The organism is Streptomyces sp. NPDC005485, from assembly GCF_040606085.1.
GTDB lineage: Bacteria > Actinomycetota > Actinomycetes > Streptomycetales > Streptomycetaceae > Streptomyces.
This window is the reverse complement of the sequence record NZ_JBEXDZ010000040.1, coordinates 1-23,860: the sequence shown is the minus strand read 5'-3', so window position 1 is coordinate 23,860 and position 23,860 is coordinate 1. Positions and strand designations below refer to the sequence as shown.

Sequence of the window (23,860 nt, the reverse complement as noted above, 5' to 3'; positions counted from 1 at the left end):
TCCCGTAAGAGCCCCCTAAAAGGTTCCTATGAGTTACGGGAGCGTCGTCGGGGCGTCGTGATCCCTACAGGCCGGGGATTCGGCCGTTGCGGAAGAGGTCCACGAAGATCTGGTGATCCCCCCGCGCGCGTGCTCCGTAGCTGTGCGCGAAGTCCACCAGGAGGCCCGCGAAGCCCTCCTCGTCGGCGGCGATCGCCGCGTCGATGGCCCGTTCCGTGGAGAACGGCACCAGCTCCGAGTGACCGCTCTCGTCGTCCGCCGCCGCGTGCATCGTGGCGGTGGCCCGGCCGAGGTCCGCGACGACCGCCGCGATCTCCTCCGGGTCGTCGATGTCGCCCCAGTCGAGGTCCACGGCGTACGGGGAGACCTCGGCGACCAGCTGGCCCGCGCCGTCCAGCTCGGTCCAGCCGAGCCACGGGTCGGCGTGCGCCTGCAGGGCGCGCTGGGAGATGACGGTGCGGTGGCCCTCGTGCTGGAAGTACTCGCGGATCGAGGAGTCCGTGATGTGCCGGGAGACGGCCGGTGTCTGGGCCTGCTTGATGTAGATCACCACATCGTTCTCCAGGGCGTCGCTGTTGCCCTCCAGAAGGATGTTGTACGAGGGCAGCCCCGCCGAGCCGATACCGATGCCGCGACGGCCCACGACGTCCTTCACCCGGTACGAGTCCGGGCGGGCCAGGGAGGCCTCCGGAAGCGTCTCCAGGTAGCCGTCGAAGGCGGCCAGCACCTTGTAGCGCGTGGCCGCGTCGAGCTCGATGGAGCCGCCGCCCGCCGCGAAGCGCCGCTCGAAGTCGCGGATCTCGGTCATCGAGTCGAGCAGTCCGAAACGGGTCAGCGAGCGGGCGTCGCGCAGCGCGTCCAGCAGCGGGCCGTCGGCCGTGTCCAGCGTGAAGGGCGGCACCTCGTCGCTCTTGGCGCCGGTGGCGAGGGCGTGGATGCGCTCGCGGTAGGCGGCCGCGTAGGTGCGCACCAGGTCGGTGATCTGCTCGTCGCCGAGTGCCTTCGCGTACCCGAGCAGGGCGACGGAGGCCGCGAAGCGCTTGAGGTCCCAGGTGAACGGGCCGACGTAGGCCTCGTCGAAGTCGTTCACATTGAAGATCAGGCGGCCGTTCGCGTCCATGTACGTGCCGAAGTTCTCGGCGTGCAGGTCGCCGTGGATCCACACGCGCGAGGTGCGCTCGTCCAGGTACGGGCCGCCGCGCTTCTCCGCGTCCAGGTCGTGGTAGAAGAGGCCCGCCGTGCCCCGGTAGAACGCGAAGGCGGAGGCCGCCATCTTGCGGAACTTCACGCGGAACGCGGCCGGGTCGGCGGCCAGGAGCGCGCCGAAGGCGGTGTCGAAGACGGCGAGGATCTGCTCGCCGCGTTGCTCGTCGTTGAGCTGCGGGACCGACATCGCTGGGTGCCTCCTGGTGCAGGTGGTGCTTGATGTGTGGGACGGGAGATCCGCCGGTTGTGGACAGGTGGTCCGTCCACTTCCAACGGACGAAAGTACCCGGGAGTGCCCGAGTACCCGCATGAAGGTACGGGTGAGCGCCCGCGGAGTGTCAGTCCCGCGTCATAGACTTCGACGCTGTCCCCCCAGACTGTCCGCAGCCTGTCGTCCGCCGTTCTCCTTGGAGGCCACAACCGTGTCGAAGCCGCCGTTCACGCACCTGCACGTCCACACCCAGTACTCGCTGCTGGACGGTGCCGCGCGGCTCAAGGACATGTTCAACGCCTGCAACGAGATGGGCATGACCCACATCGCCATGAGCGACCATGGCAACCTCCACGGGGCGTACGACTTCTTCCACACGGCGAAGAAGGCGGGCGTCACGCCGATCATCGGCATCGAGGCGTACGTCGCCCCGGAGTCCCGGCGCAACAAGCGCAAGATCCAGTGGGGCCAGCCGCACCAGAAGCGCGACGACGTGTCCGGTTCGGGTGGTTACACGCACAAGACGATCTGGGCGGCGAACCGGACGGGCCTGCACAACCTCTTCAAGCTCTCCTCGGACGCGTACGCCGAGGGTTGGCTGCAGAAGTGGCCCCGCATGGACAAGGAGACGATCTCCCAGTGGTCCGAGGGGCTCATCGCGTCGACCGGCTGCCCCTCCGGTGAGCTGCAGACCCGGCTGCGTCTCGGCCAGTACGACGAGGCACTGAAGGCGGCCGCCGAGTACCAGGACATCTTCGGCAAGGACCGCTACTTCCTGGAGCTGATGGACCACGGCATCGAGATCGAGCGCCGCGTGCGCGACGGCCTCCTCGACATCGGCAAGAAGCTCGGCATCCCGCCGCTGGTGACGAACGACTCGCACTACACGTACGCGAACGAGGCGACCGCCCACGACGCGCTGCTGTGCATCCAGACCGGCAAGAACCTCTCCGACCCGGACCGTTTCCGCTTCGACGGCACCGGCTACTACCTGAAGTCCACGGACGAGATGTACGCCGTCGACTCCTCGGACGCCTGGCAGGAGGGCTGCGCCAACACGCTCCTGGTGGCCGAGCAGATCGACACCTCCGGCATGTTCGAGGCGAAGAACCTCATGCCGAAGTTCGACATCCCCGACGGCTACACCGAGGTCACCTGGTTCCAGGAGGAGGTCCGCCTCGGCATGGAGCGCCGCTTCCCCGGCGGCGTCCCCGACGACCGCCAGAAGCAGGCCGAGTACGAGATGGACGTCATCATCCAGATGGGGTTCCCGGGGTACTTCCTCGTCGTCGCCGACTTCATCATGTGGGCCAAGAAGCAGGGCATCGCGGTGGGGCCGGGCCGTGGCTCCGCGGCCGGTTCGATCGTCGCGTACGCCATGGGCATCACCGACCTCGACCCGATCCCGCACGGCCTGATCTTCGAGCGGTTCCTCAACCCCGAGCGCGTCTCCATGCCCGACGTCGACATCGACTTCGACGAGCGCAGGCGCGTGGAGGTGATCAGGTACGTGACCGAGAAGTACGGCGCCGACAAGGTGGCCATGATCGGCACGTACGGCAAGATCAAGGCGAAGAACGCCATCAAGGACTCCGCGCGCGTGCTGGGCTACCCGTACGCGATGGGCGACCGCCTCACCAAGGCGATGCCCGCCGACGTCCTCGGCAAGGGCATCGACCTCTCCGGCATCACCGACCCGAAGCACCCGCGCTACAACGAGGCGGGCGAGATCCGGGCGATGTACGAGAACGAACCGGACGTGAAGAAGGTCATCGACACCGCCAAGGGCGTCGAGGGCCTGGTCCGGCAGATGGGTGTGCACGCGGCCGGCGTGATCATGTCCAGCGAACCCATCGTCGACCACGCCCCCATCTGGGTGCGGCACACCGACGGCGTGACCATCACGCAGTGGGACTACCCCCAGTGCGAGTCGCTGGGCCTGCTGAAGATGGACTTCCTGGGCCTGCGCAACCTCACGATCATGGACGACGCCATCAAGATGGTGAAGGCCAACAAGGGCGTCGACCTGGAGATGCTCGCCCTCCCGCTGGACGACCCCACGACCTTCGAACTGCTCTGCCGCGGCGACACCCTCGGCGTGTTCCAGTTCGACGGCGGCCCGATGCGTTCGCTGCTGCGCCAGATGCAGCCCGACAACTTCGAGGACATCTCCGCCGTCTCGGCCCTCTACCGGCCGGGCCCGATGGGCATGAACTCGCACATCAACTACGCGGAGCGCAAGAACGGCCGCCAGGAGATCACGCCGATCCACAAGGAGCTGGAGGAGCCCCTCCAGGAGGTCCTCGCGGTCACCTACGGCCTGATCGTCTACCAGGAGCAGGTGCAGAAGGCCGCCCAGATCATCGCCGGGTACTCGCTCGGCGAGGCCGACATCCTGCGCCGCGTGATGGGCAAGAAGAAGCCCGACGAACTGGCGAAGAACTTCACCATCTTCCAGGCCGGAGCCAAGAAGAACGGCTACAGCGACGAGGCGATCCAGGCCCTGTGGGACGTGCTGGTCCCCTTCGCCGGCTACGCCTTCAACAAGGCCCACTCGGCCGCGTACGGCCTGGTCTCGTACTGGACCGGCTACCTGAAGGCGAACTACCCGGCCGAGTACATGGCCGCGCTGCTCACCTCGGTCAAGGACGACAAGGACAAGTCGGCCGTCTATCTGAACGAGTGCCGGCGCATGGGCATCAAGGTGCTGCCGCCCAACGTCAACGAGTCGGAGCAGAACTTCGCCGCCCAGGGCGACGACGTGATCCTCTTCGGTCTCTCCGCCGTCCGCAACGTCGGTACGAACGTCGTCGAGTCGATCATCAAGAGCCGCAAGGCCAAGGGGAAGTACGCCTCCTTCCCGGACTATCTGGACAAGGTCGAGGCGGTCGCCTGCAACAAGCGGACCACCGAATCGCTGATCAAGGCGGGCGCGTTCGACACGATGGGCCACACCCGCAAGGGCCTCACCGCGCAGTTCGAGCCGATGATCGACAACGTGGTGCAGGTCAAGCGCAAGGAGGCCGAGGGGCAGTTCGACCTCTTCGGCGGGATGGGCGACGAGGGCGCGGACGAGCCGGGCTTCGGTCTCGACGTGGAGTTCACGACCGACGAGTGGGACAAGGCCTATCTGCTCGCCCAGGAGCGGGAGATGCTCGGTCTGTACGTCTCCGACCACCCGCTCTTCGGCCTGGAGCACGTCCTGTCCGACAAGGCGGACGCGGGAATCTCCCAGCTCACCGGAGGTGAGCACGCGGACGGCGCGGTCGTCACGATCGGCGGCATCATCTCGGGCCTGCAGCGCAAGATGACCAAGCAGGGCAACGCCTGGGCGATCGCGACCGTCGAGGACCTCGCCGGTTCCCTCGAGTGCATGTTCTTCCCGGCGACCTACCAGCTGGTGTCGACCCAACTCGTCGAGGACGCCGTGGTGTTCGTCAAGGGACGCCTCGACAAGCGCGAGGACGTGCCCCGCCTGGTCGCGATGGAACTCCAGGTCCCGGACCTGTCGAACGCGGGCACCAACGCGCCCGTGATCCTGACCATCCCGGCGCTGAAGGTCACCCCGCCCATGGTCAGCCGGCTCGGCGAGATCCTCAGCCACCACAAGGGCGAGAGCGAGGTCCGCATCAGGCTCCAGGGCCCGCGCAAGACCACGGTGCTGCGGCTCGACCGGCACCGCGTGAAGCCGGACCCGGCGCTCTTCGGCGACCTGAAGGTACTGCTGGGCCCGTCCTGCCTGGCGGGCTGATCGACAGAGCGACAGAAACACAGAAATGGGGGGCGTACCCGCAGCCGGGTACGCCCCTCATTCATGCCTGGGCTTCAACAGCCCGCGTTCGGCCGTCAGTTGTGGCCGAAGCGCTTCTGATGCTTACGAGCAACATCAGCCGGGCTGCCCTGGACCTGCGACATCGGCGACTGCTGCGCCTCCGTCGAGGACCGCTGGGCCTGCTCCTGAGCCTGCTCGGCCTGCGAGGAGCGGTCCTGCTGGCCGCCCTGCTTGCGGTTCTTGTTCTTGGCCATGGTGATCTGCCTCCTGAGGGGGATCTAGGGGCCAGGGCCGGGACCAGATTCACACAGCCCGACAAGTCGCGCATTTCGGATAATTACCGTGCGTAATAAGCACTGTCGGAGAGTGATCTTCCGATCCGCCACGCCGAAGATCGAGTTCGGGCCGTTAACCTCCGCGCCGTCGGGCAGACTCGAAGGAAGCCCGAAGCAAACCTCCCGGAAAGAGGGTGGATCGCGTGGACCGCTGCATCGTCCTGGTGGATGCCGGGTATCTGCTCGGGGCTGCCGCCAGTCTCCTTGCCGGGGATTCGTCCCGCTCCCGGATCACCGTCGACCACGCCGCCCTCATCCAGGGCCTGCGCGAGCGCGCCGAGTCCGACACGGAGCGCCCCCTGCTGCGCATCTACTGGTTCGACGGCGCCCCCGACCGCGTACCCCAGCCCGAACACCGCAGACTGCGCGTGATGCCACGTGTGACCGTGCGCCTGGGTGCCCTGACCCGTAGCGACGGGCGCTGGGCGCAGAAGGGCGTCGACGCGGCGATGCACGCCGAGCTCACCGAGCTGGCGCGCAACCGGGCCTGCTCCGACGTGGTCCTGGTGACCGGCGACGGGGATCTGCTGCCCGGCATGATGGCCGCCAAGGAGCACGGGGTCGCCGTTCACCTGTGGGCCGTACAGGCCGCCGACGGCGACTACAACCAGTCCGAGGACCTCGTCGCCGAGGCCGACGAGCGGCGGGTGCTCGACCGGACCTGGATCACCAAGGCCGTCCGCGCGAAGGACCTCGGCGGGGTCTGCGCGCCGCCGCCCGCGCCGCGCCCCGAGATCGCCGCGATCCTCTCCGCGCCACTGCCCGACTCCGCGCTCGCCGCGGCCGCCGAGCGGCCCGTCCCGGAGGCGGAGCACGGCGTGGCCGTCGAGGCGCGGGACGGCGGGGAGGAGCGGGCCGCCGCACCCAAGGGCGTCCCCACCCCCAAGGACCTGGCCGCCCTGCGCGCTCCCGGCGCCCAGCCGGCCCAGCACCCCGCCAGCGCGACGCTGCGCTGGTCGTCCGACAAGGGCTGGGTGGAGCGGCCCGGGTCCGCCGCCGAGACCGCGGACGCCGCGTCGATGCCGACACTCGCCCAGCTGACCTCGGCCGAGCAGCGCTGGGCCGACCGCGAGGAGGACATCACCACGGTCGGCGGCGATCCCTACGAGGTCGGACAGGTCTTCGCCCGTCGCTGGATGGAACGGCTCACCGACCAGACGCTGCTTCAGAAGCTCTCCACGATGTACCCGCGCGTCCCGCACCGCGTGGACGGCGAGCTGCTGCGCTATGCCGCCCGCTTCGGCCTCCTCGCCCACAAGGACGACCAGATCGACGAACACGACCGCTACGCGATCAGGGCCGGTTTCTGGCGCGAGATCGATGTCCGTACGGCGGCGGAGCACGCACCCGCGGGGGAATGAGGCCCTCGCGAGCGCGTCGTAGGGACCCCGGGAGGGGGCCCGCGCTCATATCGGGGCATCGGACCCCGTACCCTCGTGCTTCGTGAGTACGCGCACCGCACAGGCAGTCCGGAACGGGCACAGGGGCGATGTCGTGTGCGCGGTGCGGGGTCTCACCAAGACGTATCCGGCCCTCCGAGGCCGGCGCGGAGTGCCCCCGGCGCCCGAGGTGCGGGCCACCGACGAGGTGTCCCTCGACATCCGGCGCGGTGAGATCTTCGGACTGCTCGGACCCAACGGCGCCGGCAAGTCGAGTCTCGTACGGCAGCTGACCGGGCTGATGCGGCCCGATCGCGGCAGCGTGGAGATCCTCGGGCACGACATCGTGCGCCACCCCGAGCGGGCCGCGCGCATCCTCGCCTACCTCGGCCAGGAGTCCACCGCCCTCGACGAGCTGACCGTGTCGCTGGCCGCCGAGACCACCGGGCGGCTGCGCGGGCTCGACCTCCGTGCGGCGCGCGCCGAGCGGGACGCCGTCCTCGACGAGCTGGGCCTCACACCGATCGCGGGACGGCCGCTGAAGAAGCTGTCGGGCGGGCAGCGGCGGCTGGCCTGTTTCGCCTCCGCGCTGGTGGGGGAGCGGCCGCTGCTGGTGCTCGACGAGCCGACCACCGGCATGGATCCCGTGGCGCGGCGGGCCGTGTGGGGCGCCGTCGACCGACGACGGGCCGAGCGCGGCACCACCGTCCTGCTGGTCACCCACAACGTCATCGAGGCGGAGACCGTCCTCGACCGGGTCGCCGTCCTCGACCACGGCCGTGTCATCGCCTGCGACACCCCGGCCGGCCTCAAGGAGCAGGTCGCGGGCGAGGTGCGCGTCGAACTGGTGTGGCGCGAGCGCGCCCCGCTCGACGTGCCCGAGGTCGCCGCGCTGCGGGAGCGCGCCGTCGAGTCCGGGCGCCGCTGGACCCTGCGGCTGGCCCCCGAGGAGGCCCGCGCGGCCGTCGCCACCGTCACCGGAGGCGCCGCCTTCGCCGCCCTCGACGACTTCACGCTGGCCACCCCGAGCCTGGAGGACGTCTACCTCGCGCTCGGCGGCAACGCGCAGGGACTGGTCAAGGCATGAGCGTGGGAGCCGCCGTATCCGTACGGAACGTGACAGGCGCCGCGGGCGTTGGGAACATGACGGCTGCGGGAGCGAAGGAGAGCAGCTCGACGTGAGTGTCGTATCCGCTGAGGTTCTGCCGGGCGCGGGCAGTGCGCCGGCCGCGGCCGGCGAGGCCGGTGGCGCCGCCGAGCTCGGGCCGCGCGCCCGGCTGTGGCCGTCCCTCGCCGCGGTGTACCGCGCACAGCTCTCCCGGGCGCGTGTCGCGCGGATCCCGCTGCTGTTCGTCGCCACCTTCCAGTCCGTCGGGATCATGATCCTGATGCGCGGGGTGGTGGACGGCGGGGGCGAGGCGCGGGCCGTGGTCGCCGGAGCGTCCGTCCTGGTCGTCGCCTTCGTCGCGCTGAACCTGCTGGCGCAGTACTTCGGGCAGCTGAGGGCCAGCGGCGGGCTCGACCACTACGCGACGCTGCCGGTGCCGCCCGCCGCGGTCGTGCTCGGCGCGGCCGGCGCGTACGCCTCCTTCACCGTGCCCGGGACGGTCGCCACCGCCGTCTTCGGCTGCGTGCTCTTCGGACTGCCGCTGGCCCATCTGTGGGTGCTCGCCGCGGTCGTCCCGCTCGCCGGCGCCGCGCTCGCCGGGCTCGGAGCAGCGCTCGGACTGCTCGCGCCGCGCCCTGAACTCGCCACGCTGCTCGGGCAGTTGGGAATGTCGGCGGCGCTGCTGCTCGGGGTGCTGCCGCCGGACCGGCTGCCGACGGTCGTGCAGTACGGGCGTGATCTGCTGCCTTCCACGTACGGCGTCGAGGCCTTCGCCCGGAGCTTCTCCGCGCATCCCGACTGGGCCTTCGTCCTCGCCGACCTCGGTGTCTGCGCGGGCGTCGGGGTCGCCTCACTGGCCGTGGCGACCTGGGCGTACCGCCGGGCGGCCGTCCGGTGACGCGGCCGTCATACGGGCCTGGCACGATGGCAGGGTGACCGCACCGCTGACTCCGCCTCCGCCGCCGCACGACCAGCCTCCGCACAACGCCTGGCAGGCTCCGCCTGCCGGGGGTGCCGCGGGGACCACCGCGTACGAACAGGACGGCCCCGGGATGAAGACCGAAGTGCGGGAGGCCGCCGTGATCACGGTGGGCGTGGCGCTCGGCGGGGTGCTTCTCGGGCTGCTGTGGTGGTGGCTGGCGCCGCATGTGCCGCTGGTCGGGGGTGTCGTCGACAAGAGCTGGGTCGTCTACCTCAAGGACACCGAGGGCGAGCAGGCCATCGGGGTCGACGGAACGTTCACTCTGCTGGCGCTCGCGTTCGGGGCGGTCAGTGCGGCGGTGGTGTTCCTGGTGCGGCGGCGTGGGGGCGTGCCGTTGGTGGCCGCGCTGGCCGTCGGCGGGTTGCTCGGGTCGTTGCTCGCCTGGCGGCTGGGGATCTGGCTCGGGCCCTCGCACAACGTGATCGCGCACGCGAAGCAGGTGGGCAAGGGGGTGACGTTCTCCGCGCCGCTGAAGCTGGGTGCGAAGGGGGCGTTGCTGGCGTGGTCCGTGGGAGGGCTGCTGGTCCATCTCGGGCTCACGGCCCTGTTCGGGCCGCGGGATCCCGATCCCTACCAGCAGGGGCCGTACGCGGCGCCTGTGCCGCCGGCTCCGCCGGTCGGCTGACGCAGCGGGGCGGCAGGGGTTTTTCGCCCCCTCCGCCCCTACCCGTCCCGTGTTCTGGGGGCTGCGCCCCCTTTCCCCCTGCTTTCGCCCTGAACGGGCTCGTCCTCAAACGCCGGACGGGCTGAACACCTTTATGCCGGCCGCCGGCCGTGGTTCGAGCGGCCCTTCTTTGTGCGCCACTTGCGCTTGCGGGTTTTTTTCGACATGTCCCTCGTGCTTAACCGAGGACCGGGGGTTCGTCGAGGGGTCATGCACGGGCGACGGGGGCGGACACCGCTTCCGTGAGCTCGGTGAGGTCGGTGGGGCTCAGCTCGACTTCGAGGCCGCGCCGGCCCGCCGAGACACAGATCGTGCTGTGGGCGCCGGCCGAGGCGTCGAGGACCGTGGGGAGCTTCTTGCGCTGGCCCAGGGGTGAGATGCCGCCGCGTACGTAGCCCGTCGTGCGTTCGGCCGCGGCCGGGTCCGCCATCGCGGCGCGCTTGCCGCCGACCGCCGTGGCGAGGGCCTTGAGGTCGAGGGAGCCCGCCACCGGGACGACGGCGACCACGAGGGAGCCGTCGACGTCCGCGACGAGGGTCTTGAAGACACGGTCCGGGGAGACGCCCATCGCCTCCGCGGCCTCCTCGCCGTACGACGGGTGCGAGGGATCGTGCTCGTAGGCGTGGACCGTGAAGTCCACGCCCGCCGCCGTCAGGGCCACCGTCGCGGGGGTGCCCCCGGACTGCTGCTGCTTCTTCGACTTCTTCGCCATACCGGCCTTCGGATGAGACGTGTCCTCAGTTGAGGCTTGTCGGGCCGCGCGTCAGCTCCGACGCGGGCAACGACGGCAGATTACGGATGATGGCCGTCTCCGCGCGCAGGAGTTTCAGCTCCTCGCGCAGTCGCGCCGCCGTGTCCGGGGCCTGGAGCAGCCGCTGCTTCGCGGGGATGTCGAGCATCACTGCGGCCGCGACGAGGTAGGAGACGACGGACGGTTCGTCCGGCAGGTCCGCGCCCGTGGACAGCGAACGTTCCCGCGCGCCCGCCAGCCGCTTCTGGTACTGGCGAAAGGCCCGCAGCACGCCCTCCGCGAGCGCGCCCGCCTCCTCGCCCGGGTCCTCGGGCAGCTCCTCCAGCTCGGCCACGAGGTACTCGCCGGAGGAGTCGACCGACACCAGGCGTACCCGCGTGGTCCCCGTCGCCAGCACCTCGAAGCTGCCGTCGGCACGCTCCCGGACGGTCGCCGCGTCCGCGACGCAGCCCACCTCGTGGAAGGCCTTGGCCGGGTCGTCGCCGAAGCCGGCCGAGGGCCCGCGTTCGGGTACGGCCGTCGGGTCGGGCATGCCGGGCGCGCTCGGCGCGACCTCGTGGCCGTCGCGGATGGCGATGACGGCGAACCGGCGCGGCTCGTCCTCGGGGGTCTTCAGCAGATCGCGCATCATGGCGCGGTAGCGCGCCTCGAACACGTTCAGAGGAAGCACGAGCCCGGGGTACAGCACCGAGTTCAGGGGGAAGAGCGGGAGCCGGACGGTGGTCACGACGGGCAAGCCTAATGGTCGTCGGAGTGATCGCGTCCGCCGCGCCCACTCCGTGGATGCGGCGAGGGGTGCTCGGGGAGTCGTACAGGTGCCCGTACGCCGCGCAACGGGCGTCCCGCGGCGACCTCCAGACGGATTCCGTCCCGCAGCTCCAGGAACTGGCCGAGAGGGTCGTCGGAGACCCGGTCCCAGGGGAACGTGGTGGCGTACGGCCCGATCCGGTGCAGCTGCGTCAGGGCGTCCTCCCAGCGCTCCAGCCTGATCAGCACGTACGTGAGAAGGTTGCGGACCTCGGCGGGCCACGGGTCGGCGGCCGCGTACGTCGCGGAGAGCGCGATGGCGAGGTCGGCGGCGGAGTCCAGGCGCTCGCGTGCCACGACCGGCCCGCCGCCCTCGGTCAGGTACGCGAAGGCGGCGCGCACCGGCAGCGCCTGCACGAGGGAGCTGGGCAGCGCGTCCTGCGCGGCCCGCTCGGCGAAGTCGAAGCACTCGCGGTGCGAGCCGTACCAGGCGGCGGAGAGGTACTTCAGGGCGGCGACATGGCAGCCGTAGTGGTGCGGGGAGCGGCGCACCGCCTCGCCCCACAGCTTCTCGAACTCGGTGTGTCCGGCGTGGGTGCCGCGGGCGTGGTCGAGTGCGATCCGCCAGGGCACCGGGTCGCGCGGGTCGCCCTCCGCGGCGGCGGTGATCAGCGGGCCGACCTGGCGCAGCAGCTCGGCGCGGGCCGGCGACTCCCAGCCGCGGCGCACCGCCAGCTCGGCCCTGACCAGCAGCGCGTCCGGGTCGTGCGGGGCGTCGCCCTGCCACAGCGTGAGCCACTCGTCGCGGGAGCTCGCGAAGGAGGCCAGACGCAGTGCGTACCGGTCGCGGTTCTCCCATTCGGCGGCCTCGCGGGTGGTGGCGAGCAGCTTGGCCGCGGGGGCGTGGTCGCCGCCGCCCGCGGCGACGAGCGCCGGGCCGAGCCGCTCGTCCGGGGCGTCGAGCAGCACCTCGTCGTCGGCGGGCAGCCCGACCGCGAGGCGCGAAGTGTTCCTGGCCATCCGGGCCGTACGGATGAACGCGCGCAGCAGTGCCATGGTAGGAACCATTGAAAGCCGCAGGTCGGAGCGGGGCCAGAGGGGACGCGGTGACGCTTTCGTAACCTTGGTTTGGTTGTGCTTTCCCTGGTCAAGGGAGGGTAAAAGGTCTCTGTCCGGCGCCTGTTGGGATTCTGATCGACCCCTGGGTGCCCGCCGGCCGATCGCTGTGCCCCGTGTGCCCGCTCTCAGCTCCTGCGCAGCATCCGGGTGGCCCCGGCCGCCACCGTCGTCGCCAGGATCCAGCCGAGCAGGATCACCGCCGCGGACAGCCACTGCCAGCCGCCGTGCAGCTGCCAGAAGCCCACCTGACCGAGGTCGATGACCGGCAGCAGCAGGTCCAGGGCGAACAGCGAGGCGTTCCACGGCGGATGTTCGTCGTTCTTGATCGGCGGATGGCCCGCGTGCGCGAACGCGATCGACGACGCCGCCCACAGCACCGCCATCCACAGGGCCGCCCGCCCGGGCCGGTAGCCGTAGGCGACCGTCCAGTCCTGTGCGTACCCCCAGAGCTTGGCCGCGAGCGGCAGGGTCTCGCGGCGGCGCCGCTGCTTGGCGAGCAGCACCTCGCGCGCGTCCTCGTCCTCGCCGGAGTTGCGCAGCACGGTCGCGAGGCGCTCGTACGGCTCCGGGTTGTACTCGGCGGTCGCCGCGGTCACCCACCCCAGGCGCTCGGTCAGCGGGAACCGGCCCTGCGGCACGAGGTTCTCGTAGCTGAATCCCCCCATGTGCAGACGACCCGGGCCCGGCCAGCTCTGCGCCTTGTCGACCAGGTTCACCACCCGCGCGCCCGACAGCACGACCTTGCCGCGCTCGGGGCCCTCCCCGAGGAAGCGCAGCTCCGGCGTCTGCACCCGGCGCAGCGACAGCTCCTGCTCGTCCTCCAGCGAGAAGCGGGCCTGCTCGAAGTCGACCGCGTCCCCGAACCGCCCGTCGTCGAGGCGGATTCCGCCCTGGCACTCGAACCGCTGGACCAGCGTGCCGCGCGCGGGTGTGGTGCCGCTCATCTGGACGGGATTGCCGATGCCGGCCGGGGTCAGGTACAGCGTGCGCTCCACGGTCAGCTGCGGAGCGTTGAGCGCCCGGGGCCCGTAGGGGTTGGCGAGCCGGCTGCCGCGCAGACTGAGCGACACGCCGACCTTGGCACCGCGCAGGCTCAGCTCGCCGTGCGACTCCAGTATCTCGGCCTGGAGGTCCTGCCCGACCGTCATGCCGTCGCCGGCGATCGACTGGCCGCGCCGGTCGCGGTAGACGACGGCCTGGTTGAGCAGCAGATCCGTGCCGATGTGCGCGTCGGTGAGGCGTACCCCGTTGTGGAAGCGGCAGCGCGGCAGATGCAGGTCGCCCTCCGTGTGCAGGCGGGCCGCCTCCAGCCGCGGCACCGAGCAGTTCACCAGCCGTGCGGTCGTGAAGCGGGCCTCCGGCAGCAGGACCTCCTTCTCGAACCGGCAGCCCCTGAGCTCGACGTACGGCACCACGGTGCCGCCCGCCAGATCGAAGACGTCCGTGATCTGCACGCCCTGGAGCTTCAGGGAGGAGACCCGGCCGTCCAGCGCGGGCGGGCCGTTCAGCAGGAGCCAGGCCACGATGCGTGCGCGGACGCTGCGCTCGGGCCCCCAGGGGTGGCCGCCGTGCGGATCGTCCACGACCGCGTCCCCGCTTCGCAGGTCGTACGTGCTGCCGTTGCGGAAGGCCTGCCACATCCCGGCCTCGGCGGCGGTCAGATCGTCCGGCACGTCCCCTCTTCGGAGGCCGGCACCCTCGGTCACGGCTCTTTCATCCTCCCCAGCTACTCGCGGGTTTCGTACAACCGTTCAATGCCCGCTCAGTGACGGCCCGAACGCTACTGGTGAGGGGGATCTTCCGCGGAACCGGAGGTGGCGTGTATCAGCCATTGATACAGGCGTCCGGCGCCTTATCGCCGTCTGAGAGAATTGCGTACGTGATCTCCCGAATCGATCTGCGCGGCGACGCCCTCCCCGAGGGCCCCGCCCTGCGCGACCTGCTGCCCCGAGCCGACTTCGACGTCTCGGCCGCCCTGGAGAAGGTGCGTCCGATCTGCGAGGCCGTGCATCATCGTGGAGACGCGGCGCTGATCGATTTCGCGGAGAAGTTCGACGGCGTACGGCTGGAGTCCGTACGGGTCCCCGCGCAGGCGCTCGCGGACGCCCTGGAACAGCTCGACCCGCCCGTGCGCGCGGCCCTGGAGGAGTCCATCCGCCGCGCCCGCCTGGTCCACCGCGAGCAGCGGCGTACGACGCACACCACCCAGGTCGTGCCGGGCGGCACGGTCACCGAGAAGTGGGTGCCGGTCGAGCGCGTCGGGCTGTACGCGCCCGGCGGACGCTCCGTCTACCCCTCCTCCGTGATCATGAACGTGGTCCCGGCCCAGGAAGCCGGGGTCGGGTCCATCGCGCTCGCTTCCCCGGCCCAGGCCGACTTCGGCGGGCTGCCGCACCCGACGATCCTCGCCGCCTGCGCCCTGCTCGGCGTGGACGAGGTCTACGCGGCCGGCGGCGCGACGGCCGTCGCGATGTTCGCGTACGGCACCGAGTCCTGCCCGCCCGCCAACATGGTCACCGGTCCCGGAAACATCTGGGTCGCGGCCGCCAAGCGGTACTTCGCGGGCAAGATCGGCATCGACGCCGAGGCCGGTCCCACCGAGATCGCGATCCTCGCGGACGAGAGCGCCGACCCCGTGCACGTCGCCTCCGACCTGATCAGCCAGGCCGAGCACGACCCGCTCGCCGCCGCCGTCCTCGTCACGGACTCCGTGGCGCTCGCGGACGCGGTGCACAAGGAGCTGGAGCCGCAGGTCGCGGCCACCAAGCACATCGAGGACCGGATCGTGCCCGCGCTGCAGGGCAGGCAGTCCGCGATCGTGCTGGTCGACGGCGTCGAGGAGGGCCTCAGGGTCGTCGACGCGTACGGCGCCGAGCACCTGGAGATCCAGACCGCCGACGCCGCCGCAGTGGCAGACCGGGTGCGGAACGCCGGCGCGATCTTCGTGGGCCCCTGGGCGCCGGTCTCCCTCGGCGACTACTGCGCGGGCTCCAACCACGTCCTGCCGACCGGCGGCTGCGCCTGCCACTCCTCCGGGCTGTCCGTCCAGTCGTTCCTGCGCGGCATCCACATCGTCGACTACACGAAGGACGCGCTGGCCGACGTGGCGCATCACGTGGTGACGCTGGCGGAGGCGGAGGACCTGCCGGCGCACGGCGCGGCGGTCAAGGCGAGGTTCGGTTGGAAGGTACCCGGACAGTGAACATCGACGATCTCCCCGTACGCGACGAGCTGCGCGGCAAGTCCCCCTACGGAGCGCCCCAACTCGACGTCCCTGTACGGCTGAACACCAACGAGAACCCCTACCCGCTGCCCGAGCCGCTCGTCGAGCGGATCGCGGAGCGGGTGCGCGAGGCCGCCCGCAACCTCAACCGCTACCCCGACCGGGACGCGGTGGAGCTGCGCACGGAGCTGGCCAACTATCTGACGAAGACCGGCAAGTACCCGGTCGGCGCCGAGAACGTCTGGGCGGCCAACGGCTCCAACGAGGTCATCCAGCAGCTGCTGCAGACCTTCGGCGGGCCCGGCCGCAGTGCGATCGGCTTCGAGCCGTCGTACTCGATGCACGCGCTCATCGCGCGCGGCACCGGCACCGGCTGGATCTCCGGTCCCCGCAACGAGGACTTCACGATCGACCTCGCCGCCGCCGAGCGGTGGATCGCCGAGAACAAGCCGGACGTCGTCTTCATCACCACCCCCAACAACCCCACGGGCAACGCGGTGCCCCCCGAGACGGTCCTCGCGCTGTACGAGGCCGCGCAGGCGGCGAAGCCGTCCATGGTCGTGGTCGACGAGGCGTACATCGAGTTCAGCCACGGCGACTCACTGCTGCCGCTGCTCGAAGGTCGGCCGAATCTCGTCGTCTCCCGCACGATGTCGAAGGCCTTCGGCGCGGCCGGGCTGCGCCTGGGCTATCTCGCCGCGCACCCGGCGGTCGTGGACGCCGTCCAGCTGGTACGCCTGCCGTACCACCTGTCGGCCGTCACCCAGGCGACCGCGCTGGCCGCCCTGGAGCACACCGACACGCTGCTCGGCTACGTCGAGCAGCTGAAGGCCGAGCGGGACCGGCTGGTCACCGAGCTGCGCGCGATCGGCTACCAGGTGACCGAGTCGGACGCGAACTTCGTGCAGTTCGGGCGGTTCGACGGCGCGGACGGGTCCCACGAGGCCTGGCGGAGGATCCTCGACCGGGGCGTCCTGGTCAGGGACAACGGCGTGCCCGGTTGGCTGCGGGTCTCCGCCGGAACCCCGGCCGAAAACGACGCGTTCCTCGACGCGGTACGTGAACTGCAGTGTCTTGTGGGGCAGAGCCCCACACCCTCTAAGGAGCAGAGCGCATGAGCCGCGTAGGACGTGTGGAACGTACGACCAAGGAGACGTCGGTCCTCGTCGAGATCGACCTCGACGGGTCCGGCAAGGTCGACGTGTCGACAGGCGTCGGCTTCTACGACCACATGCTCGACCAGCTCGGCCGACACGGTCTGTTCGACCTGACCGTGAAGACCGAGGGCGACCTGCACATCGACTCGCACCACACCATCGAGGACACCGCCCTCGCGCTGGGCGCCGCCTTCAAGCAGGCGCTCGGCGACAAGGTGGGGATCTACCGGTTCGGCAACTGCACGGTCCCGCTGGACGAGTCCCTCGCCCAGGTGACCGTCGACCTCTCCGGCCGCCCGTACCTCGTGCACACCGAGCCCGAGTCCATGGCGCCGATGATCGGCGAGTACGACACGACGATGACCCGGCACATCCTGGAGTCCTTCGTCGCCCAGGCCCAGATCGCCCTGCACGTCCACGTGCCGTACGGGCGCAACGCGCACCACATCGTGGAGTGCCAGTTCAAGGCGCTCGCGCGGGCGCTGCGGTATGCCTCCGAGCGCGACCCGCGTGCGGCGGGCATCCTTCCGTCCACGAAGGGCGCGCTGTAAAAGCCATGAACGGACTCAACACCATTCTCATCGTCGTCGGGCTCTTCCTGCTCGGCGGCGTCTACTCCTTCGTCAAGCAGGAGATGCCCAAGAGCCTCATCGTGCTGCTGTCGATCGGCGCCGCGATGTGTCTCGTGGCGGGTGTCATGAGGCTGGAGGTGTGGAATTGAGCAGCCCCAAGAAGGTCGTCGTCTTCGACTACGGCTTCGGGAACGTCCGCTCCGCCGAGCGCGCCCTCGCCCGCACCGGCGCCGAGGTCGAGATAACGCGCGACTACGACAAGGCGATGAACGCCGACGGGCTGCTGGTGCCGGGTGTCGGCGCCTTCGCCGCCTGTATGCAGGGGCTGCGGCAGGCGCGCGGTGACTGGATCGTCGACCGCCGGCTGTCCGGCGGCCGCCCGGTCATGGGCATCTGCGTCGGCATGCAGATCCTCTTCGCGCGGGGCATCGAGCACGGCGTGGAGACCGAGGGCCTGGACGAGTGGCCCGGATCGGTCGAGCCGCTGCAGGCCGAGATCGTGCCGCACATGGGCTGGAACACGGTCGAGGCCCCGGCGGACTCCAGGCTCTTCGCAGGTCTCGACGCCGACGCCCGCTTCTACTTCGTGCACTCCTACGCGGTCCACGACTGGTCGCTGGAGATCACCAACCCGGCGATGCGGGCACCCCAGGTGACCTGGTCGACGCACGGCAAGCCCTTCGTGGCGGCCGTGGAGAACGGCGCCCTGTGGGCCACCCAGTTCCACCCCGAGAAGTCCGGCGACGCCGGAGCCCAGCTGCTGAACAACTGGATCGGAACCCTCTGATGCCCCCCTCGACTTCCGCGAAGCTCGAACTCCTCCCCGCCGTCGACGTCCGCGACGGGCAGGCCGTCCGCCTCGTTCACGGCGAGTCCGGCAGCGAGACCTCCTACGGCTCCCCTCTCGAGGCCGCCCTCGCCTGGCAGCGTTCCGGCGCCGAGTGGCTGCACCTGGTCGACCTGGACGCCGCGTTCGGCACCGGCGACAACCGCGCGCTGATCGCCGAGGTCGCGGGCGCGATGGACATCAAGGTGGAGCTGTCCGGCGGCATCCGCGACGACGACACGCTGGCCGCCGCCCTCGCCACCGGCTGCACCCGGGTGAACCTCGGCACCGCCGCCCTGGAGACCCCCGAGTGGGTCGCCAAGGTCATCACCGAGTACGGCGACAGGATCGCGGTCGGCCTCGACGTACGCGGCACGACACTGCGCGGCCGCGGCTGGACCCGCGACGGCGGGGACCTCTACGAGACGCTCGCGCGCCTCGACAAGGAGGGCTGCGCGCGGTACGTCGTCACGGACATCGCCAAGGACGGCACCCTCCAGGGCCCGAACCTGGAGCTGCTGAAGAACGTCTGCGCGGCGACCGACCGCCCGGTGGTCGCCTCCGGCGGCGTCTCGTCCCTGGACGACCTGCGCGCCATCGCCGAGCTCGTGCCCCTCGGTGTCGAGGGCTCGATCGTCGGGAAGGCCCTGTACGCGAAGGCGTTCACCCTGGAAGAGGCACTGGAGGCGGTGGCCAAGTGAGCGACGTACGACGTGTCACGACCGGCGCCCCCTGGGAGGACGCCTTCGGCTACTCCCGCGCGGTGGAGTTGCCCAACGGCCTGGTGCTGGTCTCCGGCTGCACGTCCGTCATAGACGGCGAGATCATCGACGGCGACCCCCACGAGCAGGCGGTGAACTCCTTCAACGTGGCCTTCACGGCGCTGAAGGAGCTGGGCCTGGGCCGCGAGGACGTCGTCCGCACCCGGATGTACATCACCCACGCGCGGGACGTGGAGGAGATCGGACGCGCCCACAAGGAGCTGTTCGACGCCGTCCGCCCCGCCGCGTCCATGCTCATCGTCTCCGGCTTCGTGGACCCGCGCCTGGTCGTCGAGGTCGAGGTGGAGGCCTACCGAGGGGCCCCGGAATGAGCCTCGCGGTACGCGTCATCCCCTGCCTGGACGTGGACAACGGCCGGGTCGTCAAGGGCGTCAACTTCCAGAACCTTCGCGACGCGGGCGACCCCGTCGAGATGGCCAAGGTGTACGACGCCGAGGGCGCCGACGAGCTGACGTTCCTGGACATCACCGCGTCCTCGGGCAACCGTGAGACCACGTACGACGTGGTGCGCCGCACGGCCGAGCAGGTCTTCATCCCGCTGACGGTCGGCGGCGGTGTCCGCACCGCCGAGGACGTGGACAAACTGCTGCGGGCCGGCGCCGACAAGGTCGGCGTCAACACGGCCGCGATCGCCCGCCCGGACCTCATCCGCGAGATCGCGGAGCGGTTCGGGCGACAGGTCCTGGTCCTTTCGGTGGACGCCCGCAGGACCGGGAGCGGGTCCTTCGAGGTCACCACCCACGGCGGCCGCAAGGGCACCGGCATGGACGCCGTCGAGTGGGCCCACCGCGCCGCGGAACTGGGCGCCGGCGAGATCCTGCTCAACTCGATGGACGCGGACGGCACCAAGGACGGCTACGACATCGAGATGATCGAGGCCGTCCGGGGGCACGTGAGCGTTCCGCTGATCGCGAGCGGCGGTGCGGGCCGCCTGGCCGACTTCCCGCCCGCCGTCGCCGCGGGCGCGGACGCCGTCCTCGCCGCCTCCGTCTTCCACTTCGGGGATCTGCGGATCGGCGAGGTGAAGGAGACGCTGCGCTCGGCGGGCCACCCGGTGCGGTGACGCCGCGCCCGGCTTGAAGCGTTGAGCCCCGGCCACCGGGTGGCCGGGGCTCACTCGTGCCCGGGGCGCAGGTCAGATCCCCAGCTGCTTCGCCTCGTGCAGTTTCGCGATCGCGTCCTTGTCGCCGTCCAGTTCCACGTCGGCGACGTTCTGGCGGCCGTAGAGGAACAGGAGCAGTTCCGAGGGTTCGCCGGTGACGGTGACCACCGGGGTGCCCTTGTGCGCGACCGTCGTCTGCCCGTCGGGGCGGCGCAGGACCAGGCCCGTGGGGGCGCTGCGGCCCGTCAGACGCGCGGTGCGGTCCAGGCGGGACCACAGGGCGTCCTGGAAGACCGGGTCGAGCTCGCGCGGGGTCCAGTCGGGCCGGGCGCGGCGGACGTCCTCGGTGTGGACGTAGAACTCGATCGTGTTCGACGCTTCGTCGATCTGTTTGAGGGAGAACGGCGAGAAACGCGGCGGGCCGGTACGGATCAGCAGGATCAGCTCTTCGTACGGCTTGTCGGCGAACTCCGCCATCACCCGGTCGAGCCGTGGCGCGAGCTGCTTGAGGAGGATTCCGCCCGCGGCGTCCGGGCGGCGCTCGCGCACCACGACGTGCGCGGCGAGGTCACGGGCGTTCCAGCCCTCGCACAGGGTGGGGGCGTCCGGACCCTCGGCCTCCAACAGATCGGCGAGGAGAAGTCGTTCACGCTTGGCATGGGTCGACATGCCATCCAGCCTACGACCGCCCCGCGCGAGCGCCCAGCACAGACCCGGCCGCACCCGCGGCGGTCCGCCCTCTGGACGCCGACCGGGAGCGTCGCACCGGCGCGGCACAATGGTCCCCATGACCAGTACGCCCCCGCCCAGCAGCCCCAGCGGTCTGGACCCCGAGATCGCCGCGCGCCTCAAGCGCAGCGCCGACGGGCTCGTCCCCGCCATCGCCCAGCAGTACGACACCGGTGAGGTGCTCATGCTCGGCTGGATGGACGACGAGGCGCTGCACCGCACCCTCACCACCGGCCGCTGCACGTACTGGTCGCGCAGCCGCCGGGAGTACTGGGTGAAGGGCGACACCTCCGGGCACTTCCAGTGGGTCAAGTCCGTCGCCCTCGACTGCGACGCCGACACCGTGCTGGTCAAGGTCGACCAGGTCGGCGCCGCCTGCCACACCGGCGCCCGCACCTGCTTCGACGAGGACGTGCTGCTCAAGGACGCCGAGTCCGGCGCAGCGGCCCAGGATCAGTAAGGTCAGCCGCCATGGACCTCGAGACGTTCCGCAAGCTGGCCACCGACCGCCGTGTCATCCCCGTCAGCCGCAAGCTCCTCGCCGACGGCGACACCCCGGTCGGGCTCTACCGCAAGCTCGCCGCCGAGCGCCCCGGCACGTTCCTGCTGGAGTCCGCGGAGAACGGCCGCTCCTGGTCCCGCTACTCCTTCGTGGGCGTCCGCAGCGCCGCCACGCTCACCGCGCGCGACGGCCAGGCCCACTGGCTCGGCACCCCACCCGTCGGCGTCCCGGTCGACGGCGACCCGCTCGCCGCCCTGCGCGCCACCATCGAGGCGCTCCACACCCCCCACCAGGAGGGCATGCCGCCCTTCACCGGCGGCATGGTCGGCTACCTCGGCTACGACATCGTCCGCCGCCTGGAGAAGATCGGCCCCGGCGAGCGCGACGACCTGAAGCTGCCCGAGCTGACCATGCTGCTCACCTCCGACCTGGCCGTCATGGACCACTGGGAGGGCTCGGTCCTGCTGATCGCCAACGCGATCAACCACAACGACCTCGACACGGGCGTCGACGAGGCCCACGCGGACGCCGTGGCCCGCCTGGACGCCATGGAGGCCGACCTCTCGCGCGCCGTCGCACAGCCGCCCGCCGCGCTCCCGCCCTCCGAGCTGCCCGAGTACACCGCGCTGTGGGGCGGCCCCGACTTCCGGACCGCCGTCGAGGACATCAAGGAGCGCATCCGGGCGGGCGAGGCCTTCCAGGTCGTCCCCTCCCAGCGCTTCGAAACGCCGTGCACGGCAAGCGCGTTGGACGTGTACCGGGTGCTGCGGGCCACCAATCCGTCGCCGTACATGTACCTCTTCCGCTTCGACGGCTTCGACGTCGTGGGCTCGTCCCCGGAGGCGCTGGTCAAGGTCGAGGACGGGCAGGCGATGGTGCACCCCATCGCCGGCACCCGGCACCGCGGCGCGAGTCCGCAGGAGGACCAGGCCCTCGCCGACGAGCTCCTCGCCGACCCCAAGGAGCGCGCCGAGCACCTGATGCTCGTCGACCTCGGGCGAAACGACCTGGGCCGGGTCTGCGAGCCGGGCTCCGTCGAGGTCGTCGACTTCATGTCCGTCGAGCGGTACTCGCACGTGATGCACATCGTGTCGACCGTCACAGGCCGGATCGCGGCGGGCCGCACCGCCTTCGACGTGCTGACGGCCTGCTTCCCGGCAGGCACCCTCTCGGGCGCGCCCAAGCCCCGCGCGATGCAGATCATCGACGAACTGGAGCCGTCCCGGCGGGGGTTGTACGGCGGCTGCGTCGGCTACCTCGACTTCGCGGGCGACTCCGACACCGCCATCGCCATCCGTACGGCGCTGCTGCGCGACGGCACGGCGTACGTGCAGGCCGGTGCCGGCATCGTCGCCGACTCCGACCCGGTCGCCGAGGACACCGAGTGCCGCAACAAGGCGGCGGCCGTCCTGCGCGCCGTCCACACGGCCAACCGGCTTGCCCGGCAAGGAGGTTGAGGATGCGGTCGGCCGGCGGCCCACCTGTGATTCTTGAGATGTTCATGATGGAACACTCGTGGGATCACGGGTTGGCATGCCCCCGGCTAACGGCCGGCGCACGAAGCAGGCGATAGTGGAGTACGTGACTTCCGTACCCCAGCCCCGCTCCGAAGCCTCCGGGCCCGCCCGGTCCGGCCGGCGCAGCCTCGCCGTCGCCCTGCTGTGCGGCGCGCTCGGCGCGGCCGTGGCACTGCTCTCCTCCCGGCAGAGCTGGTCGGCAGGCACCGCCTCGGTGGCCGGCGGCGACTTCCCGCTGACCGTCAAGGGCAGCGACATCACGGGTGTGCCCGCGGCCCTCGCCATAGTGGGCCTCGCCGCACTCGTCGCCGTCTTCGCCGTCCGCCGCTCCGGCCGCTTCCTGGTCTCCACGCTGCTCGCACTCACCGGCGCCGGCACCATCGCCTCGGCGCTGCTCGGCGTCGGCGACAGCTCGGCCCTCGACGAGAAGGCCGCGGCCGCCTCCGGCGACACCGCCGCCACCGCCTCCGCGCTCAGCCACACCGCCTGGCCCTACGTCGCCGTCGCGGGCGGCGCGCTGCTCCTGGTGGCCGGCCTCCTCGCGCTGCGCTACGGCTCGCTCTGGCCCGCCATGTCCGGCCGCTACGAGCGCGACGGCACCCCCCGGCCCCGCAAGGCAAGGCCCGTCGACCCCGACCGGCCCGAGGACCTCTGGAAGGCCCTCGACCGCGGCGAGGACCCGACCGGCCCGGACCCGGCCGGGACCTGACGCCGGCGAGAGGCGAGGCGCGACGCGCGAGGTGCGACCCCCCGCTCATCGCATACGCGCGCGTACGGGACAATGGTGGCGAGCATCCGACTCACCACACGCACACAGCAACGAGGAGCAAGTCATGGCGGGCAGCAGCCACGGTCACACCCCGGCCGCCTGGACCGGTGTCATCATCGCCTTCATCGGTTTCTGCATCTCCGGCGCCTTCATGGTGCTGGCCAACCCGCTGGGCTTCTGGGCCGGCCTGGTCGTCGTCGTACTCGGCGGTGTCGTCGGCATGATCATGCGGGCGGCGGGCCTCGGCCAGCCGAAGGCCTCCGCGCACCCGGTCGGCGCGACCGTCGGTGCCGAGAGCTGACCTTCCGCAGAGTTCTCCGAGAGGCGGCCCCGGCACACCTGCCGGCGCTTGCTGTACAGCCTAGGAGAGATCCCGTGAGGACGTCCAGAGGCAGGTGGCGACTTTG

At 70.9% G+C, this 23,860-nt stretch carries 24 protein-coding genes; 17 read left to right on the top strand and 7 right to left on the bottom strand.

What is annotated here, in order from left to right:
* Positions 1–64: 64 nt before the first annotated feature.
* Complete coding sequence (locus tag ABZS97_RS16240; RefSeq protein WP_356138100.1) at positions 65–1,393, bottom strand: DUF2252 domain-containing protein; 1,329 nt, start codon at positions 1,391–1,393, stop codon at positions 65–67.
* A gap of 235 nt (positions 1,394–1,628) precedes the next feature.
* On the opposite strand from ABZS97_RS16240, the gene dnaE reads away from it, so the two are divergent.
* Entirely contained in the window at positions 1,629–5,168 is a 3,540-nt protein-coding gene (dnaE, locus tag ABZS97_RS16235) for a DNA polymerase III subunit alpha (protein WP_356138098.1), read from the top strand.
* Positions 5,169–5,263: 95 nt separating this feature from the next.
* Here the strand turns inward: dnaE and ABZS97_RS16230 are convergent, their stop codons facing one another.
* Positions 5,264–5,443: a hypothetical protein gene (locus ABZS97_RS16230; protein WP_356138095.1), complete on the bottom strand. Its 180-nt coding sequence runs from the start codon at positions 5,441–5,443 to the stop codon at positions 5,264–5,266.
* A gap of 224 nt (positions 5,444–5,667) precedes the next feature.
* Here ABZS97_RS16230 and ABZS97_RS16225 point away from each other — a divergent pair, with 224 nt between their 5' ends.
* The 4 genes from ABZS97_RS16225 (at position 5,668) to ABZS97_RS16210 (ending at position 9,618) form a co-directional block, all read left to right on the top strand.
* Complete coding sequence (locus ABZS97_RS16225; protein ID WP_356138092.1) at positions 5,668–6,885, top strand: NYN domain-containing protein; 1,218 nt, start codon at positions 5,668–5,670, stop codon at positions 6,883–6,885.
* Between the two features lie 133 nt (positions 6,886–7,018).
* On the top strand, positions 7,019–7,990 hold the full coding sequence (locus ABZS97_RS16220; protein WP_356138172.1) for an ABC transporter ATP-binding protein: 972 nt from the start codon (positions 7,019–7,021) through the stop codon (positions 7,988–7,990).
* A gap of 91 nt (positions 7,991–8,081) precedes the next feature.
* Positions 8,082–8,909, top strand: a complete 828-nt coding sequence (locus ABZS97_RS16215) for an ABC transporter permease (protein ID WP_356138090.1) — start codon at positions 8,082–8,084, stop codon at positions 8,907–8,909.
* 34 nt (positions 8,910–8,943) lie between these two features.
* Positions 8,944–9,618 (top strand): AAA family ATPase, encoded by a 675-nt coding sequence (locus tag ABZS97_RS16210; RefSeq protein ID WP_356138088.1) that lies wholly within the window; start codon positions 8,944–8,946, stop codon positions 9,616–9,618.
* A gap of 247 nt (positions 9,619–9,865) precedes the next feature.
* On the opposite strand, the gene ybaK is transcribed toward ABZS97_RS16210, so the two are convergent.
* The 4 genes from ybaK to ABZS97_RS16190 all read right to left on the bottom strand — a co-directional run bounded on the left by ybaK (position 9,866) and on the right by ABZS97_RS16190 (position 13,980).
* Positions 9,866–10,369 carry a Cys-tRNA(Pro) deacylase gene (ybaK, locus tag ABZS97_RS16205; protein ID WP_356138086.1) on the bottom strand — a complete coding sequence of 168 codons (504 nt, stop codon included), beginning with the start codon at positions 10,367–10,369 and terminating at the stop codon, positions 9,866–9,868.
* Positions 10,370–10,394: 25 nt separating this feature from the next.
* Positions 10,395–11,135 carry an LON peptidase substrate-binding domain-containing protein gene (locus ABZS97_RS16200; RefSeq protein WP_356138084.1) on the bottom strand — a complete coding sequence of 247 codons (741 nt, stop codon included), beginning with the start codon at positions 11,133–11,135 and terminating at the stop codon, positions 10,395–10,397.
* Positions 11,136–11,146: 11 nt separating this feature from the next.
* The gene (locus ABZS97_RS16195; protein ID WP_356138082.1) at positions 11,147–12,211 is read right to left on the bottom strand and encodes a hypothetical protein; all 1,065 of its coding nucleotides are present in this window, start codon (positions 12,209–12,211) and stop codon (positions 11,147–11,149) included.
* A 188-nt stretch (positions 12,212–12,399) separates the two neighbouring features.
* Positions 12,400–13,980: an oxidoreductase gene (locus tag ABZS97_RS16190; RefSeq protein WP_356138080.1), complete on the bottom strand. Its 1,581-nt coding sequence runs from the start codon at positions 13,978–13,980 to the stop codon at positions 12,400–12,402.
* A 173-nt stretch (positions 13,981–14,153) separates the two neighbouring features.
* Here ABZS97_RS16190 and hisD point away from each other — a divergent pair, with 173 nt between their 5' ends.
* The 8 genes from hisD to hisF are packed head-to-tail and all read left to right on the top strand — an operon-like array spanning position 14,154 to position 19,897.
* Entirely contained in the window at positions 14,154–15,476 is a 1,323-nt protein-coding gene (gene hisD / locus ABZS97_RS16185) for a histidinol dehydrogenase (protein ID WP_356138078.1), read from the top strand.
* On the top strand, positions 15,473–16,615 hold the full coding sequence (locus ABZS97_RS16180) for a histidinol-phosphate transaminase (RefSeq protein WP_356138076.1): 1,143 nt from the start codon (positions 15,473–15,475) through the stop codon (positions 16,613–16,615). The genes hisD and ABZS97_RS16180 overlap by 4 nt, the downstream gene beginning before the upstream one ends.
* On the top strand, positions 16,612–17,205 hold the full coding sequence (gene hisB, locus ABZS97_RS16175; RefSeq protein WP_356138074.1) for an imidazoleglycerol-phosphate dehydratase HisB: 594 nt from the start codon (positions 16,612–16,614) through the stop codon (positions 17,203–17,205). Before ABZS97_RS16180 ends, hisB begins: the two co-directional genes overlap by 4 nt.
* Positions 17,206–17,210: 5 nt before the next feature.
* Positions 17,211–17,375, top strand: a complete 165-nt coding sequence (locus ABZS97_RS16170; protein ID WP_356138072.1) for a hypothetical protein — start codon at positions 17,211–17,213, stop codon at positions 17,373–17,375.
* Positions 17,366–18,013, top strand: coding sequence for an imidazole glycerol phosphate synthase subunit HisH (gene hisH, locus ABZS97_RS16165; protein WP_356138070.1), 648 nt, complete (start codon positions 17,366–17,368; stop codon positions 18,011–18,013). Before ABZS97_RS16170 ends, hisH begins: the two co-directional genes overlap by 10 nt.
* Positions 18,013–18,753, top strand: a complete 741-nt coding sequence (gene priA, locus ABZS97_RS16160; protein ID WP_356138068.1) for a bifunctional 1-(5-phosphoribosyl)-5-((5-phosphoribosylamino)methylideneamino)imidazole-4-carboxamide isomerase/phosphoribosylanthranilate isomerase PriA — start codon at positions 18,013–18,015, stop codon at positions 18,751–18,753. Before hisH ends, priA begins: the two co-directional genes overlap by 1 nt.
* On the top strand, positions 18,750–19,145 hold the full coding sequence (locus tag ABZS97_RS16155; RefSeq protein ID WP_356138066.1) for a RidA family protein: 396 nt from the start codon (positions 18,750–18,752) through the stop codon (positions 19,143–19,145). The genes priA and ABZS97_RS16155 overlap by 4 nt, the downstream gene beginning before the upstream one ends.
* Entirely contained in the window at positions 19,142–19,897 is a 756-nt protein-coding gene (gene hisF, locus ABZS97_RS16150; protein ID WP_356138064.1) for an imidazole glycerol phosphate synthase subunit HisF, read from the top strand. The genes ABZS97_RS16155 and hisF overlap by 4 nt, the downstream gene beginning before the upstream one ends.
* A gap of 72 nt (positions 19,898–19,969) precedes the next feature.
* Here hisF and ABZS97_RS16145 read toward each other — a convergent pair whose 3' ends face one another.
* Positions 19,970–20,605 (bottom strand): TIGR03085 family metal-binding protein, encoded by a 636-nt coding sequence (locus ABZS97_RS16145; RefSeq protein WP_356138062.1) that lies wholly within the window; start codon positions 20,603–20,605, stop codon positions 19,970–19,972.
* Between the two features lie 118 nt (positions 20,606–20,723).
* On the opposite strand from ABZS97_RS16145, the gene hisI reads away from it, so the two are divergent.
* The 4 genes from hisI (at position 20,724) to ABZS97_RS16125 (ending at position 23,754) form a co-directional block, all read left to right on the top strand.
* On the top strand, positions 20,724–21,125 hold the full coding sequence (gene hisI, locus ABZS97_RS16140; RefSeq protein WP_356138060.1) for a phosphoribosyl-AMP cyclohydrolase: 402 nt from the start codon (positions 20,724–20,726) through the stop codon (positions 21,123–21,125).
* A gap of 11 nt (positions 21,126–21,136) precedes the next feature.
* Positions 21,137–22,624: an anthranilate synthase component I gene (locus ABZS97_RS16135; RefSeq protein WP_356138058.1), complete on the top strand. Its 1,488-nt coding sequence runs from the start codon at positions 21,137–21,139 to the stop codon at positions 22,622–22,624.
* Positions 22,625–22,739: 115 nt separating this feature from the next.
* Positions 22,740–23,393 (top strand): TIGR02234 family membrane protein, encoded by a 654-nt coding sequence (locus tag ABZS97_RS16130; RefSeq protein ID WP_356138056.1) that lies wholly within the window; start codon positions 22,740–22,742, stop codon positions 23,391–23,393.
* Positions 23,394–23,517: 124 nt separating this feature from the next.
* Complete coding sequence (locus ABZS97_RS16125; protein WP_356138054.1) at positions 23,518–23,754, top strand: HGxxPAAW family protein; 237 nt, start codon at positions 23,518–23,520, stop codon at positions 23,752–23,754.
* The last annotated feature ends 106 nt before the right edge of the window (positions 23,755–23,860 follow it).

What these genes read in the sequence shown, in the direction of transcription:
- hisB (WP_356138074.1), top strand. Translation starts at nt 16,612, where the DNA reads ATGAGCCGCGTAGGACGTGTGGAACGTACGACCAAGGAGACGTCGGTC.
- priA (WP_356138068.1), top strand. Translation starts at nt 18,013, where the DNA reads ATGCCCCCCTCGACTTCCGCGAAGCTCGAACTCCTCCCCGCCGTCGAC.
- ABZS97_RS16195 (WP_356138082.1), bottom strand. Translation starts at nt 12,211, where the DNA reads ATGGCACTGCTGCGCGCGTTCATCCGTACGGCCCGGATGGCCAGGAAC.
- ybaK (WP_356138086.1), bottom strand. Translation starts at nt 10,369, where the DNA reads ATGGCGAAGAAGTCGAAGAAGCAGCAGCAGTCCGGGGGCACCCCCGCG.
- ABZS97_RS16240 (WP_356138100.1), bottom strand. Translation starts at nt 1,393, where the DNA reads ATGTCGGTCCCGCAGCTCAACGACGAGCAACGCGGCGAGCAGATCCTC.
- hisF (WP_356138064.1), top strand. Translation starts at nt 19,142, where the DNA reads ATGAGCCTCGCGGTACGCGTCATCCCCTGCCTGGACGTGGACAACGGC.
- hisI (WP_356138060.1), top strand. Translation starts at nt 20,724, where the DNA reads ATGACCAGTACGCCCCCGCCCAGCAGCCCCAGCGGTCTGGACCCCGAG.
- ABZS97_RS16230 (WP_356138095.1), bottom strand. Translation starts at nt 5,443, where the DNA reads ATGGCCAAGAACAAGAACCGCAAGCAGGGCGGCCAGCAGGACCGCTCC.
- ABZS97_RS16145 (WP_356138062.1), bottom strand. Translation starts at nt 20,605, where the DNA reads ATGTCGACCCATGCCAAGCGTGAACGACTTCTCCTCGCCGATCTGTTG.
- ABZS97_RS16170 (WP_356138072.1), top strand. Translation starts at nt 17,211, where the DNA reads ATGAACGGACTCAACACCATTCTCATCGTCGTCGGGCTCTTCCTGCTC.
- ABZS97_RS16135 (WP_356138058.1), top strand. Translation starts at nt 21,137, where the DNA reads ATGGACCTCGAGACGTTCCGCAAGCTGGCCACCGACCGCCGTGTCATC.
- ABZS97_RS16125 (WP_356138054.1), top strand. Translation starts at nt 23,518, where the DNA reads ATGGCGGGCAGCAGCCACGGTCACACCCCGGCCGCCTGGACCGGTGTC.